We start from the raw sequence: 18,710 nt of genomic DNA on the forward strand, positions 1-18,710 counted from the left end.
ATGCACGGAGCGCAGGCGCCGCGCGAGGCGGATCTGCGAAGCTATGTCGCATGGAATATAGCATGAAGGCGTCGCTGCGAGCGGCGGCGCCTTCATGGGCCGGAAGAGGCGTGCCGCCTCACATATCCTTCGTCACATGGGCGGCACGTCGAGGGCGCGGAAGATGGCGCAGCGCCGGAAGATCTCGATGGATGGCGTCGTCTGCTTCTGCGTGCAGAACTTGGCCACCAGCTTGGCGAGGCCCTTGATGTCGCGGCCCGAGGTTTCCGGGAACTGCCGCACCAGCAGGTCGATGAGCTCGTCCGAGAGGGGCAGGGCGAACTGGTCCGCCATCACCCGCCAGATCTTGCGCCGGTCGTCCGGCCCTGGCGCGTGATACTTGATAAGGGCGATGCAGCGCGAGACGATGGCCTCGTCGATGTCGTCCACGCGGTTGGTGGTGAGGAAGAGCAGGCCGTTGAAATATTCGAGCACACGCAGGAACACGCCCACCACCGCGTTCATGGTGAGGTTGTCCTGCCGGCGCTTGATGTAGACGTCGGCCTCGTCGATCAGCATTACCGCGCCCCAGCGCTGGGCGCGGGTGAGCGCGTCCTTCAGCTGGCTCTCCATGGTGGCGACGTCGAGCCCGAGCTGGCCGGAGTGCACACGGTAGAGCGGGCGCTGGATGATCTCCGAATAGACCTCGGCGGTGAGCGTCTTGCCGACACCGGGCGGGCCGGCGCACAGCACCGTGGTGCCGCCTGACTTGCCTTCGACGATGTCCGCCATCAGCGTATTCATCTCGGCGGTCAGAATGTCGATGAGGTCGGTCTGCTCAGGGGGCAGGACCAGCTTCTGCTTGAGCTCCGGATGGTATTCGTAGGGCTTCAGATTATCCACGTGCACCCACACGTGGTGGTGAAGCTCGAGATGGAACATCAGGATCAGGGGGTGCACCGGCATATCGGTGAAAGCCCCCTTCGGAATGCTGTCCTTTGCCTTCCGCAGCGCCTCGTCCACCGCCATGTCGAAGCAGTTCTGCTTCTCCGCTTTCTTCACCAGCTTGTCGAGGAAGAAGCCGGAGGTCTCCGCTCCCAGGGTGCGCTCGCCCAGCAGTTCCTCGTCATTGACGAGGCGCGTGGGCGAGCCGGAGGAGGAGAGCACGATGGTGGATTTGCGCGCCCAGTCGGTGTCGCGGCGGTTGGAGGTGGGGTCCTCGGCGAAGATGCCGGTGCCGGTGGCGGAGAATTGCTGGCCGTAACGCCCGCGCCAGTCGAAATAGCGTGCCGTCTCGTCGTCGAACGACTGGAGCAGGCCGGGGTCCTCCAGCAGCCAGCCCTTGGCCGCCAGGGTGCCGGGAATGGTGAGGCCGCGCAGATCCTTGGAGCGGATCAGCAGGTTTTCCATCTGGGTGCGGCCGCGGCTGTTGGCCTTCAGCTCGATGATGACGCGGCCGGCCTCTTCCTCGCCGGCGGGGGTGTAGTCGAGCCGGGTGATGAGATAGGGCTCGGGCTTGCCGCCGGGACTCATGCGGAACAGCCAGCCGCGGATGCAGGTGTCCACCAGGAACAGGGCCAGCGCGCCCGCGAGGTCCTCAAGGTCGTCGGGCCCGAACGCCTGCCCCTCGTACTGGAACACCCGCACCAGGTTGGCGAGCTGCTCGTCCTGGCCGCGGATGGGGGTGCCGCCGTTCTTCTGCACGAGGTCGTGCAGGTGGGTGAGTTCCTCCGGCCTCAGCGTGTCGAGGCCCACCTCCACCCGGTTGGAGAAGCGCGGCTGGGCGAGCAGGTGGGCGTGGTCTGGAAAGGCGTCCACCAGGGCAACGACGACCGGACGTTCGACGATGAGCTTCATCGATCACCTCATAGTCCCAAGCGATGTCGGGCTCGATGTCGGGCGTGATGTCCGGCCTCCGACAAAAGCGACGGGTTCCGGCATCCGCGGCATGCGAACGTGCGGCGCAGCAAGAAGCGCGCCGTTTTTGATCTGGCTCAAATTCGTCTTAGGGCCTGCCGGCCGCAGGCGGGTGCCTCTGGGGCAGGGGATTCCCATTCGTCCTTTGCCTCGCTATAGGGGAAGGGACGAAGCTGTTTCGGGGTGCGCTGCCCGCGCCCCGCATGAAAGCGGAGGCATTTCGCGATTTCCTGAACGCGGAAATGCCCTAGACTGATCGCCTGCCCGGACGGCGCGGCCCTGTGTGGCTCCTGGCCCGGGTAGGTGTGACACCGTGCGTAGCAGTATCATGCTACGGCGGGAGCCGCCTTGCTCCGGCCGTATGCCTTCGTTAGTGACGAATCGCCGCCCGATCATGCCGGGGCGCGGAGACCTGCCCGCGGAGACCTGCCGTTGCGTTCATTCATCGCCGCGACCATCGCCTTTGTCCTGGCTGTCGCCCTCGCCGCCGTGGGGAGCGCGCCCGCGCGGGCGCTGGAGCCGGTCGCCATCAGGCTTGACGCCAAGGTGACGGACCTCGCCCCCGCCGTGGAGCGCGAGGCCACCGACAACGGCCGCTTCCAGATCTCCACCGCGCCGGATTCGGAAGGCGTCGTACGCCGCATCGAAGTGCAGAGCGCCGACGGGCGCCAGCACGTGGACTGGATCGCTTTCGCGCTTGCCAACAACACCGACGAGCAGGTGGACCGGCTCATCGTCGCCCCTCACTACCGCATGGTGGGCTCGGGCCTGTTCTGGCCGGATCTCGGCAACCGGCGCATCGTCTCCCTCACCCCCAGCCAGGGCTTCAAGCCCGAGCGCCAGAATTCTCCCGACGCGGACGTGTTCCTGGTCACGCTTGATCCCGGCTCCACGGTCACCTTCGTGGCCGAGCTCGGCTCCTCCACCGTGCCGCAGCTCTACATGTGGGAGCCGGATGCCTATAAGGAGCGGGTCAACGCCTTCACGCTCTACCACGGCATCGTCATCGGCATCGCCGGCCTGCTGGCGCTGTTCCTCACCATCCTGTTCGTGGTGAAGGGCTCGGTGATGTTCCCGGCGGCGGCGGCCCTCGCGTGGGCGGTGCTGGGCTATATCGGTCTCGATTTCGCGTTCTGGTCCAAGGTGTTCGGCCTCTCGCCCGTGGCCGAGCAATTCTGGCGGGCGGCGGGCGAGGCGTTCCTCACCGCCACCCTCCTGGTGTTCCTGTTCGCCTATCTCAACCTCAACCGCTGGCATGTGCGCTATGTGCACGTGGCCGCCGGCTGGCTCACCTTCCTGGCGGCGCTGGTGGTGGTGGCGCTGCTCGACGCGCCGGTGGCGGCCGGCGTGGCGCGCCTGTCGCTGCTGGCGGTGGCGGTGGCCGGCTTCGGCATCGTGCTGTGGCTCTCCCAGCACGGCTACGACCGTGCGGTGCTCATCATTCCCACCTGGTCGCTGCTGCTGGTGTGGGTCATCATGGCCGGGCTCACCGTGGCGGGGATCATCAGCAACGATCTCGCGGCCCCCGCGCTTTCCGGCGGCCTGGTGCTGATCGTGATGCTCATCGGCTTCACCGTCATGCAGCACGCCTTCGCCGGCATCGGCGGCATCCAGGGCTCCACCTCGGAGCTGGAGCGGCGGGCGCTGGCGCTCGCGGGCTCCGGCCTCATCGTGTGGGACTGGGACGTGGACACGGACCGGATCTACACCTCTCCCGAGGCGGAGGAGGCCCTGGGCCTCAAGCGCCATTCTCTGGAGACCGAGGCCGCCGGCTGGCTGGAGGTGCTGCACCCCGCCGACCGCGACCGCTTCCGCGCCACCCTCGACGGCATCATCGACCAGCGGCGCGGCCGCATCGACCAGGACTTCCGCCTCAAGGCCATCGACGGCCACTACCTCACCTTCAACCTGAAGGCCCGCCCCGTGGTGGGCGCCGACGGCGAGGTGGTGCGCTGCGTGGGCACCCTGTTCGACGTCACCGGCGAGCGCATCGCCGCCGAGCGCCTGCTCCATGACGCGGTGCGCGACAACCTTACCGGCCTTCCCAACCGCGAATTGTTCCTCGACCGGCTGGAGCAGGCCCTCACCCTCGCGCGGCTCGACCACAAGGTGAAGCCGACGGTGATGGTGATCGACCTCGATCGCTTCAAGCAGGTGAACGTGCAGGTGGGCATGGCGGTGGCCGATTCCATCCTGCTCACGGTTTCCCGCCGCCTTATGCGCCTGCTGCGCCCGCAGGACACCCTGGCCCGCATCTCCGGCGACCAGTTCGGCCTCATCCTGATGTCGGAGCGCGACCCCGAGCGCATCACCACCTTCGCCGATACCCTGCGCCGCTCCCTGCGCGCGCCCATCACCTTCGCGGAGAAGGAGGTGTTCGTCACCGCTTCCATCGGCCTCGTGCTGTCCGGGCCCGAGGTGGGCAAGCGCGACGAGGTGCTGAAGGACGCGGAGCTGGCCATGTACTACGGCAAGCGCATCGGTGGTGATCGCATCGAGGTGTTCCGCCCCGCCATGCGCCAGCAGAAGATCGACCGCGTGGCGCTGGAGGCGGAGCTGGCCGAGGCGCTGGAGAATGGTGAGATCTTCGTGCGCTACCAGCCCATCGTGCGCCTGGGTGACCGGGCCATCGGCGGGTTCGAGGCCTACATGCGCTGGAACCACCCGCGCCTCGGGGAGCTGGCGGCCTCAGAGTTCCTGTCGCTGGCGGAGGAGAGCGGGCTCATCCTTGATCTCGGCCTGTTCGTGCTGGAGAAGGCAGCCGGGCAGCTCGCCATCTGGCAGAGCATGCTGCGGGTGGACCCGCCGCTGTTCGTCCACGTCAACGTGTCCTCCCGCCAGCTCCTGCGGCACGATCTGGTGCAGGACCTGAAGTCGGTCCTCGCCCGCAACCACGTGGCGCCCGGCTCGCTGAAGCTGGAGATCACCGAGACGCTGGTGATGGAGAACCCCGAATACGCCGCCGTGCTGCTGAACCGCCTGAAGGAGCTGGGCTCGGGGCTGGTGCTGGACGACTTCGGCACGGGCTATTCCTCGCTCTCCTATCTCCAGCGCTTCCCCTTCGACGCCATCAAGATCGACCAGCACTTCGTGCGCGACACCGCCAAGGGACCGGCGCGCGCGGCGCGGCCTATCATCGTCAACTCCCTGGTGGAGCTGGCGCACGAGCTGGGCATGGACGTGATCGCCGAGGGGCTTGAGCGCGAGAGCGAGGCGGTGCAGATGGCCCGCTACGGCTGCGAATATGCGCAGGGCGTCGTGTTCGGCGAGCCGCTGACGGCGGAGGACTGCCGCGCCCTCATCGAGCCCGCGCCCGTCGAGGCCAAGAAGAAGCGCGCCGCAGCCGAGTGAGCGGCGCGGACGGCTCCCCGGAGGCTCTCCCATGGGCGATCCTTCCCCCACCGCACCCCCCGGCCACCCGCCCGCGCCCGCCGGGGACGCGCCGCGCCTCGAACCGCGGGCGCTTTCCCGCATCCTGATCCTGGGCAACAGCGGGGCGGGCAAGAGCTGGTTGGCCGCGCACCTCGCCGCGCGGCTGGACCTGCCGGCGCTCGACCTCGACCTCATCCACTGGGAGCCCGGCGCCTACGGCCGGGCGCGCGAGCGCGACGCCGCGCGCGCGGAGGTCCGCGCGGCGGCGGCAGGGGACGGCTGGATCATCGAAGGGGTCTACGGCTGGCTTGCCGCCGTGGCCATTCCGCGCGCGACGGCGATGATCTGGGTGCGCCCTCCGGTGGAGGAATGCACAGGCAACCTGCGCTGCCGTGGCCTCCGGCGCGGCGCCGACACGGCGGCGCTCGATGCGCTCATCGGCTGGGCCGGCGACTATGACCTGAGGACCGACACCAGCTCCCGCGCCGGCCACGCCACCTTGTTCGAGGCTTTCAACGGGCCGCGGATTGTCCTCCCCTCGCGTGCGGACATGGAGGCACTGCTCGCGTCCCTGCCATGAGGGGCGGGCGCCGCTATCGCTCCCGGCCTTTGACCGGTGCCGCGCGGGTTTTGCTCGAACGCCGCGCGGGCTTGGCCGAAGGCGGCTGAGTCACGCCAGCGGGCCGCAGGTCTCAGGCGTGCCCGGCTTCGCTGGAGAGCATGCCGGGGTCGATGCCGAGCTTGCGCAGGGCCGCGTCGTACCGGGTCTCGATGCTCCGGCGGAAGATGAGGTCGGGGTCGGCGGGGCAGTTGAGCCAGCCGTTGGCCTGGATCTCCGCCTCGAGCTGCCCCGGCGCCCAGCCGGCATAGCCGAGCGCCAGCACTGCGCTGCGCGGCCCGGTGCCGCCGGCGATCGCCTTCAGAATGTCCAGCGTGGCGGTGAGGCAGATGCCGTCGTCGATGGGCAGGGTGGAGTTCTCGATGAAATAGTCGGCCGAATGCAGCACGAAGCCGCGCCCCGTCTCCACCGGCCCGCCCTTCAGCACCTTGATGGCCCCGGTGCTCTCGGGCAGCAGGATGCGGCCGGAGGCGGGCACCACGTCGAGCTGCACCAGGAGATCGCCGAAATCGATGTGGCTGGCGGGCTGGTTCACCACAATGCCCATCGCCCCCTCCGAGGAGTGGGCGCACACATAGACCAGCGTCCGCGCGAACTGCTCGTCGCGCATTGTGGGCATGGCGATCAGCATCTGCCCGTCCAGGAAGCGCGGATCCCCAGCCGGGGTGTTCGGGGTGTCGGTCGCGGTCATGGGAGAAGCGTACCGCGCTCGCGGCGTTTTGGGAATGCGCGTCCGCGGGCGGGGCGGCTGCCTTCGCTCACAGCCTTGTGCGATCGGGCGTCTTTGCGGCGCGGGCGGGAGCGGCTACCGCGGGAGGCATGACACAGATCGCATTTCGCCGGCCCGCCCGCCGCCCCCGCAGCCTCCTCGCGAGCGGCTTTGCCTGTGCCCTGGCCGTTGGCGTCGGCGCGGCCGCCCGCGGGGCGGAGACCGATGCCGTGAGCGTGCCCGGCGCCGAGGTGCGGCTGGTGGAGGCCGGCGGCTCCGGCGCCGTGCGTGAGGCGGGCATCGACATCCGCCTGCAGCCGGGGTTCAAGACCTACTGGCGCTACCCCGGCGACAGCGGCGTGCCGCCAGCCATCTCCTTCGAGAGCTCGCAGAACGTGGCAGGCGTGGAGGTGGGCTGGCCGGCGCCGCGGCGCTTCGCGGATGGCGGGGGGGGCTATGCCATCGGGTACAAGTCGAGCGTGCTGTTTCCGCTCAAGGTGACGCTGAAGGACCCGGCGCGCCCCGCGCGGCTCGATCTCGTGATGGACTTCGCGGTGTGCGAGGCCCTGTGCATGCCGGCCACAGCCCGCCTCGCGCTGGAACTCGGAGGGGCCGCGGATTCGGCCGTGGCCCGGCGCATCGCCGAGGCGTCCGCCAGGGTGCCGCAGACACAGCCTCTCGGCGCCGAGGGCACGCCGGCCATTCTCTCGGCCCGCATCGATGCCGCCGCGACCCCGCCGCGCCTCGTGGTGGAGGCGCGGACCGCGACCCCCATGGCCGACCTGTTCGTGGAGGGGCCGGATGCCCGCTGGGCGCTGCCGCTGCCGCAGAAGACCGCGTTGCCTGGCGGGCTTGCCCGCTTCACGCTGCCGCTGGAAGGGGTGCCGGCCGATGCCGACGCGCACAGCGCGCGCCTCACCTTTACCCTCTCCGATACGGCGCGATCGGTGACCGCAGAGGCGGTGCCTCAGCCCTGAGCGCGGGGCGGGCGCCGGCCTTTCCTCCTCCGGAAAACTACGTATTGTCGCCGGGCGGCCGTTCCCGGCCGCTTTCCGTGGAGAGAGCCATGTCCATCTCGGTCGGCGACCGCCTGCCCCCCGCCACCTTTCGCGTGATGACCGCCGACGGCCCGGTGCAGAAGAGCACGGATGAGGTCTTCAAGGGCAAGCGCGTGGTGCTGTTCGCGGTGCCCGGCGCCTTCACCCCCACCTGCCATCGCAACCACCTGCCGGGCTACGTGGCCCATGCCGATGCCATCAAGGCGAAGGGCGTGGACACCATCGCCGTGGTGGCCGTGAACGACCCGTTCGTGATGGGCGCGTGGGAGAACGCCTCCGGCGCCGCCGGCAAGGTGCTGTTCCTGTCCGATGCGGACGCGAGCTTCGCCACGGCGCTGGGCCTCAGCTTCGATGCCTCCGGCGCCGGCCTCGGCGTGCGGTCCCGTCGCTACGCCATGGTGGTGGAGGACGGCGTGGTGAAGACGCTGCAGGTGGAGGACAGCCCCGGTAAGGCCGAGCTTTCCACCGCCGAGACCATTCTCGCGCTGCTCTGAGGGCTTGGACGCGGCGGACGGACGCCGGCGCCGAGGCCGCGCCCGCTCCGCCGCCCGCCTCAGGCGATGATATCGGGGAAAAGCTGGTCCTCAAGGTGGGTGATGCGGTCCTTGAGCTGAAGCTTGCGCTTTTTCAGCCGCTGCACCTGGAGCACGTCGGAGCCCGTCACCTCGGTGAGGGCCTCGATGGCGACGTCGAGGTCGCGATGTTCCTGCCGCAGGCGCTCCAAGAGGATCTTCAGATCCCGTTCCTCGTCACTGGTCATGCACCCATCCGTCGCAACCCGCGCCCCGCCGCGCGCGGCGACCGGGCTTTCCCCCACCTGGGCCCGAGCGGCCCATCCCTTCGGCGGCGCCTCCGGGCCTTCGATCACGTTTCCGGCAGCGGGCGCCCGCACACCCGGAGCGTCCGCGCGCGCAGGGCGCGCCAACCGACTATGGCACGGGCTTTTTGCACTGCAAGACATCTTCCGGCGATGCCTATCAGAAAGGTGGTCGACTCAGTATCAAACCCATGACACACTCCAAAGCGTGATGCAGACAGGGAGTGGCTCAGTATGTCCATCCAGTCGCACCTTATGGAGTTGAAGCGTCGCCACGCGGCTCTCGATACGGAGCTCGCCCGCGAACTCGCCTCCCCCGCCAAGGACTCGGTCCGCGTGGCGGAACTCAAGCGCAGGAAGCTCGTTCTCAAGGACGAAATGAACCGCCTCGGCGGGCCATCCACCCTCCATTGACAATCTGATCGAGGATGTCGCCGACGTCGGGCCTGCCCGGCGGCGGGAGACGGATCGCGGCCGGGCCAACGGCGGGGCATTCGTGCCCAGGCGGAGCGCAGACCCTTTGCGTTCCGGCGCCGGTGGCTTTAATCGGGCATCATGGCCCCACCGCTGATCCTGCTTCAAGACATCCACCTGCGCTTCGGCGCCACTCCCCTGCTCGACGGGGCGGAACTTTCCGTCTCCGCCGGCGATCGCGTGTGCTTGGTCGGGCGCAACGGCTCGGGCAAGTCGACGCTGCTCAAGGTGGCGGCGGGCCTGATCGCGCCCGATGACGGGACGCGATTCTTCCAGCCCGGCGCCACCGTGCGCTATCTACCGCAGGAGCCCGACTTCGGCGGCTTCGCGAGCACGCTCGCCTATGTCGAGGCTGGCCTCGGACCCGGCGACGATGCCTACCGCGCCCAATATCTCCTGGAGCAGCTTGGCCTCACGGGCCAGGAGGACCCCGCCCATCTCTCCGGCGGGGAGGCGCGGCGGGCGGCGCTGGCGCGCGTCATCGCGCCTGAGCCCGACGTGCTGCTGCTGGACGAGCCCACCAACCATCTCGACCTGCCCGCCATCGAATGGCTGGAAAGCGAGCTGAGATCGCTGCGATCCGCCATCGTGCTCATCAGCCATGACCGGCGCTTCCTCGAAACCCTCTCCCGCGCCACCGTGTGGCTCGACCGCGGCCAGACGCGCCGGCTGGAGCAGGGCTTCTCCGCCTTCGAGGCGTGGCGCGACGGCGTTCTGGAGCAGGAGGAGACCGAGCGCCACAAGCTGGACCGCAAGATCGTCGCCGAGCTGGACTGGCTGCGCTACGGCGTCACGGCCCGGCGCAAGCGCAATGTGCGGCGCCTGGGCCTGCTGCATTCCATGCGCAAGGATCGCCGCGAGGAGCGCCGCGCCCAGGGCAATGTGAAGCTGCAGGTGACCGAGGGCGAGACCTCCGGCAAGCTGGTCATTGAGGCCAAGTCCATCTGCAAGGCCTATGGCGACCAGGAGGTGGTGAAGGATTTCTCCACCCGCATCCAGCGCGGCGACCGCATCGGCATCGTCGGGCCAAACGGGGCGGGCAAGACCACCCTCATCAAGCTGCTCACCGGCGAGATCGCGCCTGATTCGGGCAAGGTGAAGCTGGGCACCAATCTGGAGGTCGCCTCCCTCGACCAGAAGCGCGCGGCCCTCGCGCCCACCACCACCCTGCGCGACGCCCTCACGGGCGGCGGCTCCGACAGCGTGATGGTGGGCGGGCAGCCGAAGCACGTGATGGGCTACCTGAAGGACTTCCTGTTCACGCCCGAGCAGGCCAACACCCCGCTTTCCGTGCTCTCCGGCGGCGAGCGCGGGCGCCTCATGCTGGCGCGGGCGCTGGCCCTGCCTTCGAACCTGCTGGTGCTCGACGAGCCCACCAACGATCTCGACCTCGAAACCCTCGACCTGCTGCAGGAGATGGTGGCCGACTATACGGGCACCGTCATCCTGGTGAGCCATGACCGTGACTTCCTCGACCGGACCGTGACCAGCGTCATCATGGCCGAGGGCCACGGCGTGTTCCACGAATATGCGGGCGGTTATGCCGACATGCTGGCCCAGCGCGGGCGCGGGGTGGAGGCGAAGGAGAAGGCGGCACCAAAGGGCCAGGCCGCCGTTTCGGCCGCCCCCAAGGCGGAGGTTGCGCCCAGGGAGAGCAAGGAGAAGAAGCGCCTTTCCTTCCATGAGCAGCACGCCCTGAAGACGCTGCCGGCGACCATGGACAAGCTGCGCGCCGAAATCGAGAAGCACGCCGCCGCCATCGCCGACCCCAGCCTCTACGTCCGTGACCCCTCCGCCTTCGAGAAGACCTCCGCGGCCCTCGCCAAGGCGCAGGGCGCGCTTGACGCGGCGGAAGAGGAATGGTTGCGGCTCGAGATCCTCAAGGAGGAACTAGAGGGCTGAGCCGCCGGCTCATGCCATCGGCCTCGATGTTCGACCGGTACCAAGCAGGCGTGCCGGGCGGGTGTGCCAGGTGGGTTCGCTCAGGCGCTGCGCGGGCTCGACCTCAAGCCCATGGTCTTGCCCACTGGTCTTGCTGACAGGCTTTCGGGGTCAGCCCCGGAACGCCTCGTCCGGCGCGAAGGCGGGCGGGGTGCCGAGTCCGGGTGCCGCGAGGGCGAGCACCTTGAAGAGGGCGCCCATCTGGCCCTCCTCGGTTCCCGCGAGGCGCAGGGCGGCGGTGGCAATGGCGTCCTCGCCGTCGGGGCCGGCCTCGGCCATCAGCCGTTCCGCCCGCTGGGCGAGGCCCAGCCGCAGCAGGAACTCGCCCTGGGGCAGCGGCCCGAAGGCGCGCGCGCCCTGGCTTTGCGCCATGCGGGCGAGGGCGGTGAAATCCACGTGCGCGGTGAGGTCCGCTTCCCCCGGCTCCGCCAGCGGATCGGCGAAGGCGTGGCGGGCGAGGGCCTGCAGCGTGTCGCCGAAGCCGCCGGCGTGGCCGTAGTCCACCACCAGAGCGGCGCCGCCATCGCTTGCGAGGCGGCGGGCGAGGGCGAGCGCCGGTCCGCTCTCCATGCGCTCCAGCACCGCCCCCTCGGGCGCCGGGCCGCGCGGCGCGAAGGCCGCGGCGATGGCGGAAGGCGCGGGATCGAGCCCGAAGGCGAGCCCGCCCTCGGCATCGAGCCCCACGCGCCGCTCGTGCCAGCCGCCGCCGGCGCGCACATATTGGTCGATCGGCAGGGCGTCGAAAAATTCGTTGGCGAGCACGAGCGCCGGGCCGGGGGGAAGCGCCTCGACCCGGTCGTGCCAGAAGACCTCGATGCCGGCGAGGGTGCGGTGCTGGGCCTGCCGCAGCACCGGGCTCGTTTCCACCAGATGCACCCGCGCCGCGGCGATGAAATCGGGGGCGATGCGGGCCGCCCGCAGGGCATCGGCCATCAGCGTGCCGCGGCCGGGGCCGAGCTCCACCAGCAGAAACGGGGCGGGGGCGCCCATCTGCCGCCACGCGGCCACCGCCCATAGCCCCAAAAGCTCGCCGAACATCTGGCTGATCTCGGGCGCGGTGGTGAAGTCACCGGCCGCGCCGAGGGGATCGCGCGTGATATAGTAGCCGTAGCGGGGATGGCTGAGGCAGAGCGCCATGTAGCGGCTCACCGGCAGGGGCCCCTCGGCGGCGATGAGGGCGCGGATCTCCTGCGCGAGCGGGTTCGTCACGCCACCGCCCTGCGCTTCAGCGCGAACGCGACGAGGCCGGCCCCGGCCAGCACGACCGGCACCGAGAGCCACATGCCCATGGTGGTGCCGAAGGCGAGGTAGCCGAGCTGCACGTCCGGCTCGCGGAAGAACTCACCGACGATGCGCCCGCAGCCGTAGCCCATGCCGAAGATGCCGGCCGCGAGCCCCGGCCGCCTGAGCGCCCCGGCGCGCACGACCACCAGCATGATGATGAACAGCAGCACCCCTTCCAGCCCCGCCTCATAGAGCTGGCTCGGATGGCGCGGCACGCCGCCGCCGTTGGGGAAGATGACCGCCCAGGGCACGTCGGCGGGGCGGCCCCACAGCTCGGAATTGATGAAGTTGGCGATGCGGCCGAACAGCAGGCCGAGCGGCGCCACCACGCCCGCCACGTCCAGCAGGGAGAGGATGCGGATGCCGCGCGCGCGGGCGAACAGCACCAGCGCCACGATGGTGCCCGTGAGCCCGCCGTGGAACGACATGCCCCCCTTCCACACGGCGACGATGTCCGCCGGGTGGGCGGCGAAATGGGGTAAATTATAGAAGAGGACATAGCCCAGGCGCCCGCCCAGGATGACGCCCAGCGTCGCCCAGAACAGGGCGTCGTCGAGGTCCTGCGGCCGCATGGGCGAGGTGCCGCCCCACAGGCGCGGCATGGCCACCAGCCTGCGCCCCAGGAGCCAGCCGAGCACCAGCCCGGCGATGTAGGCGAGGGCGTACCAGCGGATGGAGAGCGGGCCCACGCTCACGAGGACCGGATCGATGGCGGGAAAGGGCAGGGCGAGCATTCTGCGAGGATTCCTGGAAACGGGCGCGCCGGGGCCGGAAGGCCGGGCGCATCTGGCGCGGGGCGGGTGCCGCCGTCAAGGATGCCGGGCCGGAAGCGCGGCGGCGGCGGGCGCCGGTGTGCCGCAGCCGCGCGACCCTTGCGCGCCGCGCGCGGTGTCGCCATGTTCACGCCGATTGATGCGGCGGGATGCCGTCGGCATACGGGCCGCCGCCAGGAGACGACCATGACCCAGACCACCGGCCGCTTTTTCGACGAGATGGCCCGCCTCGTGAACGACGCCGCGGGCGTGGCCCAGGGGGTGCGGCGCGAGGCCGAGACGGTGATGCGCACCCAGGTGGAGCGCCTCCTGCGGGACATGGACCTCGTGAAGCGCGAGGAGTTCGAGGCGGTGAAGGACATGGCCGCTGCCGCCCGCGAGGAGAACGAGCGCCTGGAAGCCCGCATCGCCGCCCTGGAGGCGAAGCTGGGCGTCGCATCCGGCGAAACTCCGGCGCAGCCCTATGACGAGAGTTTCGGCGGCAGCCGATCCTGAGTCGGCGCATTTGTGTGCACGCCCATGGGATGTACACAATCTGTCGTAGCGACGCCATCTTTACCCGCGATATACTGATTTTCGTGGCGATTCGGAGCCGGTTCGTCGTATCGCGGGTATACGACGGGGCGTAGGCTCGCCTGACACGCGCATGTCCGGTGCAGGGCCGCCGCCGCATGGCTTTCGGCTCGCCGTCGCGGTGCTGCACCCTCACGCGCCATGTCTGAAGTGGTTCGTCTTTAAGGAGGTCGTTGCATGGCACGCGGGTTCCTACGCATGCCTTTGGCCTCGTTGCCCGAGCGTCGTCGTGCCCCTGCCGTCACCGGCCGTCTCCGCGTCCTTCCCACCGCGAGGTCGAGGCATGTCTCTCATCGACATTGAAGCCGAAGCGCCGGCCAATCCCGTGGATCTGGTGGAGCAGCTCGCCGCTGTTCACGACTGGTCTTTCGAGCGCTCCGACGAAGACGAGATCACCCTCTCGCTGGCCAGCCGCTGGACCGATTGCCACGTGTCGTTCCAGTGGATGGACGAGCTGGAGGCGCTGCATGTCGCCTGCGCCTTCGATTTCAAGGTGCCGGACGGCCGCCGCGGGGAAGTGCTGAAGCTGCTCGCCATGGTCAACGAGCAGATGTGGCTCGGCCATTTCGACATGTGGTCCCAGGAAGGGGTCGTCATGTTCCGCCATGCGCTGGTGCTGGCGGGCGGCGCCACCGCCTCCGACCGCCAGTGCGAGGCCATCGTCGACGCCGCGATCGATGCGGTGGAGCGGTACTATCCGGCCTTCCAGTTCGTGGTATGGGCCGGCAAGACCGCCCGCGAGGCCATGGACACCGCCCTGTTCGACACCGTGGGCGAGGCCTGAGCCGCGCTCTGGTAGCCCGGCGCGGGGTTTTCCCGCGCGCCGGGCTGGCTTAAACCTGGGCCTCGAAAAGGCGGCGCGGCGCCACGAGCCGCCGGCCGCGATGCGAGGCGATCATGAGCGACGTGGTGTTGAGGAGCCTGTCCGGTCCGGTGGTGCTGCTGGGCGCGGGCAAGATGGGCGGGGCCATGCTGGAAGGCTGGCTGAAGCTGGGCCTGCCGTCCCACCTCGCCGTGGTCATCGATCCCCATTTGCCTGAAGCCGCCGCCGCCGCGCTTGCGGCGCAGGGCGTCAGCGTTAATCCGCCGCTCGATCAGGTGGCGGCGCCCGCGGTGCTGCTGCTGGCGGTGAAGCCCCAGGTGGCGCCCGAGGCCGTGCCCCAGGTGGCGCCCCTGGTGCGTTCCGGCACGCTGGTGGTCTCCATCATGGCCGGGCGCACCCTTTCCTTTCTGTCGTCCCATTTCCCGGAGGGCACGCCGCTGGTGCGGGCCATTCCCAACACGCCGGCTGCCATCGGCCGCGGGGTCAGCGTTGCCGTGCCGAGCGCGAGCGTCACCGCCGCCGAGCGCGCGCTGGCGAGCGCCCTGCTCGGCGCCATCGGCATCGTGGAATGGGTGGACGAAGAGGATCTGATGGACGCGGCCACCGCCGTCTCCGGTTCCGGCCCGGCCTATGTGTTCCTGCTGGCCGAGGTGCTGGCCGAGGCCGGGCGCGCGGCGGGCCTGCCGGCGGACCTCTCCGCCCGAATCGCCCGCGCCACCGTCTCCGGCTCCGGCGCGCTGCTGGAGGCGTCCGACCTGCCGGCCGCGACCCTGCGCCAGAATGTCACTTCGCCGGGCGGCACCACCGCCGCCGCCCTGGCGGTGCTCATGCACGAGACGCGGGGCTTCCGCCCGCTGATGGAGGAGGCGGTGGCCGCCGCCACCCGTCGCGGCCGCGAGCTTGCCGGCTGACATGCCGGGCGAGGTGTCGGCCCTCTCGCGCCGCCGCCCGCGCGGGCGCGAGAATCGGGTTTGAGGGGGCGGGTGGAAGGGAGCGAGCCATGACGTCGGAGACCGCGCGCGAGGCGTGCCTGCGCGCTTTCCTCGATCTTCTGTCGGGGCACCCCGAGGGGTGCTCGCCCATGCGCATCGATTTGGCGGAGGTGGCCGCCGCGAGCGGGGTCGCCCTCTCGGAGATGCGGACGGCCTACGGGTCAGTGGACGACCTCCTCGCGGCCTTCTTCCGCGCCACCGACCGCCATGTGCTCGCGGAAGGCGGGCCCGATGCGGAGGATTTCGCGGGGGAGGGTCCGCGCGAGCGCCTGTTCGAGGTGCTCATGCGCCGCCTCGATGCGCTGGAGCCCCACCGCGCGGCCGTGCGCGCCCTGGTGAAGGGCGCACGGCGCGACCCGCTGCTCGCCCTGGCCTTGCTGCGCCTCTCCGCGCGCTCCCAGCGCTGGATGCTGGCTGCGGCGGGCGTCGGCTGCACCGGGCTTCAGGGCGCGGTGCGCGCGAAGGGGCTGGCACTGCTGTTCGCGCGCGTCGTCGAGGTCTGGCTCGACGATGAGGACCCCGGCCTTTCGCGCACCATGGCGAAGCTCGACCACGAGCTGACCCAGGCCGGCAAGCTCCTCGATATGCTGGACGATCTCGCTTTCATCGTGCTGCCGTGGCGCACCCGGCGGCGCAATGCGCCGCCCCGGAGAGGCGCGCCGGGGCGCGATGCGGCCGATGACGAAGCGCAGGCGCCCGCTGCGCACTGAGCGCGGCGGGATCATGCGTCGGCAGCGGAGCGCTTTGCGCCAGGGGCGGGGAGGGGGCGACGGGTACGCGATGCCGCCCTCGATCCCATGACCCGGCCGTCCCCTCCGCAGGCTTTCCGGTGTGTGCGGGCGGAGCGAGGGGTTTCCCATGCTCCGTGAATACCCTATCGAGCGCGCGCGCCGCCATTGTGTGCCCATGTCCAAAGGTGGTTTGCGGCGGTTGGGGTGCTCGATGGGCGATGCTCGCCCCCTCGCGCATTCAGGCGCACGGCAAAAGCGCTCAATCCGGCCGTGGCTGCGCCCTGGATACCCAGTGCTTTGGGCTCGCCCGGTTTCTCCCGCGCGGAACGACGGCCGGGCTGTGGGCGCCTGATTCGCCTGCCGATTCGAGCGCGGGCTTCAGAGCCGGAACAGTCTGCAGGGGATCGCATGCGCCTCACGCAGGGGGCTTTCGGCGGCGCGCAGCTTTCAGTGTCCCCGTTCCGGGGGGCGGATGCTTCGAAACGTCGCCTCAGCGGTGCCGGCTCTCCACCAAGGCCAGCGCGGCCGCATAGGCCGCTTCGATCCCGAGAGCGGTGGTGTCGAGCAGCATGGCGTCCCGCGCCTGCGCCAGCGGCGCGGCGGCGCGGCCCGAATCGCGGGCGTCGCGCTTGCGGATGTCGGCGAGCACGTCCTCGTAGCTGATCGCCTCGCCGCGTCCCGTCAGCTCCCGGTGGCGGCGTTCGGCGCGCACCTCGGGGCTCGCCGTAACGAACAGCTTGGCCTGCGCATCCGGACAGATCACGGTGCCGATGTCCCGCCCGTCGAGCACGGCGCCGCCGGGCCGCGCGGCAAAGCGGCGCTGCAGCTCCAGCAGGGCGGCGCGCACCTCCGGCACCGCCGCCACCACCGAGGCCGCCTCGCCAATTTCGGCCGAGCGCAGGGCCTCGGCGTCGAGGGCGGCGGTGTCGAGCTCGCGGGCGATGGCCGCGGCCGCCCCGTCGTCGCCCAGCCCCCCCGCCGCGCGGCAGGCGGCGCCCACGGCGCGATAGAGAAGGCCGGTATCGAGATGAGGCAGGCCGTAATGGGCCGCGAGGCGCCGGGCGAGGGTGCCCTTGCCCGAGGCCGCCGGCCCGTCGATGGCGACGATCATGCGCAGGCTCAGTCGATCTGCGCGCCGAGCGCGCGCATCATGGGCAGGAAGGCGGGGAAGGAGGTGGCGATGAAGGACACGTCATCGACGCTGACGCCGGCATCGCTGGCAAGTCCCAGCACCAGGAACGACATGGCGATGCGGTGGTCCATGTGCGTCTTCACCGGCCCGCCGCCCATGACTGCGGCGCGCCCGGAGACGATGAGATCATCCCCCTCCACCCGGTGCGCGATGCCGCAGGCGGCAAGGCCGTCCGCCACCGCCGCCAGGCGGTCGCTCTCCTTCACGCGCAGCTCCGCGAGCCCGCGCATCACCGTCTCGCCCTCGGCGAAGGCGGCGGCGACGGCGAGGATGGGGTATTCGTCGATCATGGCCGGCGCCCGCTCGGGCGGCACCTCCACGCCCATGAGGCGGGAGTGGCGGACCCTGAGGTTCGCCACCGTTTCCCCGCCTTCCTCGCGGGCATCGAGCACGGCGATGTCGGCGCCCATCTCCTTCAGCGTGGTGATGAGGCCGGTGCGCAGCGGGTTCAGCATGAGATCCGTCAGCACCACCTCGGAGCCGGGCACCAGCAGCGCCGCCACCAGCGGGAAGGCGGCCGAGGAGGGGTCGGCCGGTACGTCCACGGGCGCGGCCTTGAGGTGGGGGTGGCCCTTCAGGGTGATGCGGCGGCCGGCGGCGCCGAAGGGCTCCACCCGCACTTCGGCGCCGAAATGGGCGAGCATGCGCTCGGTGTGGTCGCGCGTCGCCTCGCGCTCCACCACCACCGTCTCGCCATCAGCGCCGAGGCCGGCGAGCAGCACGGCGGACTTCACCTGGGCCGAGGGCACGGGGGTCTCGTAGGTGACGGCGGCGAGGCGGTCCGAGCCCTTGAGCGTGAGCGGCAGGCGCCCGCCCTCCGCGGAGGCCGTCACCTGCGCGCCCATGGCAACCAGGGGATCGAGCACGCGCTTCATGGGCCGGCGGCGCAGGCTGGCGTCGCCGTCGAAGGTGGCGGAGATGTCCTGGCCGGCCACCGCGCCCATCATCAGCCGCACGCCGGTGCCGGAATTGCCGAAATCGAGCGGGGCCGCGGGGGGCGTGAGGCCGCGCGCGCCCACGCCGTCCACCTGCCATTCGCCGGGGCCGAGCCGCTCCACCTTCGCGCCCAGGGCGCGGCAGGCGGCGGCGGTGTTCAGCACGTCCTCGCCTTCCAGCAGGCCGGTGATGCGGGTGCGGCCTTCTGCGAACAGGCCGAAGATGAGCGCCCGGTGGGAGACGGACTTGTCGCCGGGGACGCGCACGGTGCCGTGGAGCGCGGGCGAGCGGCGCGCGGTGGCGGGCTCGGCCGCGCCGCTGCCGTGGGGGCGGGCCTCGGGCGCGGAAGGGCTGGCGGGGGCGCTGGACATGGTCGATCGGGCCTCGGGCGGGGTGCGCGGCCCGCGTGGGGCGCCGCGCCACGTTCGGTCTCATCGGGTGCGCCGGTCGTTTAACACAGGCCTTCCGGCTGTGCCACGCGGCGCGGAAGGGGATGGCGGTGCGTTGCCGGTGAGATTGT

Annotated in this window: 17 protein-coding genes; 10 read left to right on the forward strand and 7 right to left on the reverse strand. The window is 70.5% G+C overall.

Annotated features, from left to right (window positions below):
* Positions 1-132: 132 nt before the first annotated feature.
* A complete protein-coding gene (locus V5F61_RS12335; RefSeq protein WP_393989765.1) occupies positions 133-1,836 on the reverse strand; it encodes an AAA family ATPase in 1,704 nt (567 codons plus the stop codon).
* Positions 1,837-2,328: 492 nt separating this feature from the next.
* Here V5F61_RS12335 and V5F61_RS12340 point away from each other — a divergent pair, with 492 nt between their 5' ends.
* Together V5F61_RS12340 and V5F61_RS12345 are read left to right on the forward strand one after the other, a co-directional pair.
* Complete coding sequence (locus tag V5F61_RS12340; RefSeq protein WP_393989766.1) at positions 2,329-5,247, forward strand: EAL domain-containing protein; 2,919 nt, start codon at positions 2,329-2,331, stop codon at positions 5,245-5,247.
* 31 nt (positions 5,248-5,278) lie between these two features.
* Positions 5,279-5,848, forward strand: a complete 570-nt coding sequence (locus V5F61_RS12345) for an AAA family ATPase (RefSeq protein WP_393989767.1) — start codon at positions 5,279-5,281, stop codon at positions 5,846-5,848.
* 112 nt (positions 5,849-5,960) lie between these two features.
* Here the strand turns inward: V5F61_RS12345 and V5F61_RS12350 are convergent, their stop codons facing one another.
* The gene (locus V5F61_RS12350) at positions 5,961-6,578 is read right to left on the reverse strand and encodes a YqgE/AlgH family protein (protein WP_393989768.1); all 618 of its coding nucleotides are present in this window, start codon (positions 6,576-6,578) and stop codon (positions 5,961-5,963) included.
* A gap of 128 nt (positions 6,579-6,706) precedes the next feature.
* On the opposite strand from V5F61_RS12350, the gene V5F61_RS12355 reads away from it, so the two are divergent.
* Complete coding sequence (locus V5F61_RS12355) at positions 6,707-7,573, forward strand: protein-disulfide reductase DsbD domain-containing protein (protein WP_393989769.1); 867 nt, start codon at positions 6,707-6,709, stop codon at positions 7,571-7,573.
* 89 nt (positions 7,574-7,662) lie between these two features.
* Positions 7,663-8,148 carry a peroxiredoxin gene (locus V5F61_RS12360; RefSeq protein ID WP_393989770.1) on the forward strand — a complete coding sequence of 162 codons (486 nt, stop codon included), beginning with the start codon at positions 7,663-7,665 and terminating at the stop codon, positions 8,146-8,148.
* Between the two features lie 59 nt (positions 8,149-8,207).
* Here the strand turns inward: V5F61_RS12360 and V5F61_RS12365 are convergent, their stop codons facing one another.
* On the reverse strand, positions 8,208-8,414 hold the full coding sequence (locus V5F61_RS12365; RefSeq protein ID WP_393989771.1) for a YdcH family protein: 207 nt from the start codon (positions 8,412-8,414) through the stop codon (positions 8,208-8,210).
* Positions 8,415-8,705: 291 nt separating this feature from the next.
* Here V5F61_RS12365 and V5F61_RS12370 point away from each other — a divergent pair, with 291 nt between their 5' ends.
* Complete coding sequence (locus V5F61_RS12370; RefSeq protein WP_393989772.1) at positions 8,706-8,885, forward strand: YdcH family protein; 180 nt, start codon at positions 8,706-8,708, stop codon at positions 8,883-8,885.
* A gap of 141 nt (positions 8,886-9,026) precedes the next feature.
* Positions 9,027-10,847: an ATP-binding cassette domain-containing protein gene (locus V5F61_RS12375; protein ID WP_393989773.1), complete on the forward strand. Its 1,821-nt coding sequence runs from the start codon at positions 9,027-9,029 to the stop codon at positions 10,845-10,847.
* Positions 10,848-10,997: 150 nt separating this feature from the next.
* Here the strand turns inward: V5F61_RS12375 and V5F61_RS12380 are convergent, their stop codons facing one another.
* Positions 10,998-12,095, reverse strand: a complete 1,098-nt coding sequence (locus V5F61_RS12380; protein ID WP_393989774.1) for a class I SAM-dependent methyltransferase — start codon at positions 12,093-12,095, stop codon at positions 10,998-11,000.
* Positions 12,092-12,904, reverse strand: coding sequence for a prolipoprotein diacylglyceryl transferase (gene lgt / locus V5F61_RS12385; RefSeq protein ID WP_393989775.1), 813 nt, complete (start codon positions 12,902-12,904; stop codon positions 12,092-12,094). Before lgt ends, V5F61_RS12380 begins: the two co-directional genes overlap by 4 nt.
* A gap of 225 nt (positions 12,905-13,129) precedes the next feature.
* Between lgt and V5F61_RS12390 the strand changes: the two genes are divergently transcribed.
* From V5F61_RS12390 to V5F61_RS12405, 4 genes are all read left to right on the forward strand, one after another.
* Positions 13,130-13,438: an accessory factor UbiK family protein gene (locus V5F61_RS12390; protein WP_393989776.1), complete on the forward strand. Its 309-nt coding sequence runs from the start codon at positions 13,130-13,132 to the stop codon at positions 13,436-13,438.
* Positions 13,439-13,799: 361 nt separating this feature from the next.
* Positions 13,800-14,300, forward strand: a complete 501-nt coding sequence (locus V5F61_RS12395; RefSeq protein WP_393989777.1) for a type III secretion system chaperone family protein — start codon at positions 13,800-13,802, stop codon at positions 14,298-14,300.
* 113 nt (positions 14,301-14,413) lie between these two features.
* A complete protein-coding gene (proC, locus tag V5F61_RS12400; RefSeq protein ID WP_393989778.1) occupies positions 14,414-15,250 on the forward strand; it encodes a pyrroline-5-carboxylate reductase in 837 nt (278 codons plus the stop codon).
* A gap of 89 nt (positions 15,251-15,339) precedes the next feature.
* The gene (locus V5F61_RS12405) at positions 15,340-16,041 is read left to right on the forward strand and encodes a TetR/AcrR family transcriptional regulator (protein WP_393989779.1); all 702 of its coding nucleotides are present in this window, start codon (positions 15,340-15,342) and stop codon (positions 16,039-16,041) included.
* 511 nt (positions 16,042-16,552) lie between these two features.
* Here V5F61_RS12405 and cmk read toward each other — a convergent pair.
* On the reverse strand, positions 16,553-17,173 hold the full coding sequence (cmk, locus tag V5F61_RS12410; RefSeq protein WP_393989780.1) for a (d)CMP kinase: 621 nt from the start codon (positions 17,171-17,173) through the stop codon (positions 16,553-16,555).
* A gap of 8 nt (positions 17,174-17,181) precedes the next feature.
* Positions 17,182-18,561 (reverse strand): 3-phosphoshikimate 1-carboxyvinyltransferase, encoded by a 1,380-nt coding sequence (aroA, locus tag V5F61_RS12415; protein WP_393989781.1) that lies wholly within the window; start codon positions 18,559-18,561, stop codon positions 17,182-17,184.
* Positions 18,562-18,710 lie beyond the last annotated feature (149 nt).

The organism is Xanthobacter sediminis, assembly GCF_043195015.1.
GTDB lineage: Bacteria > Pseudomonadota > Alphaproteobacteria > Rhizobiales > Xanthobacteraceae > Xanthobacter.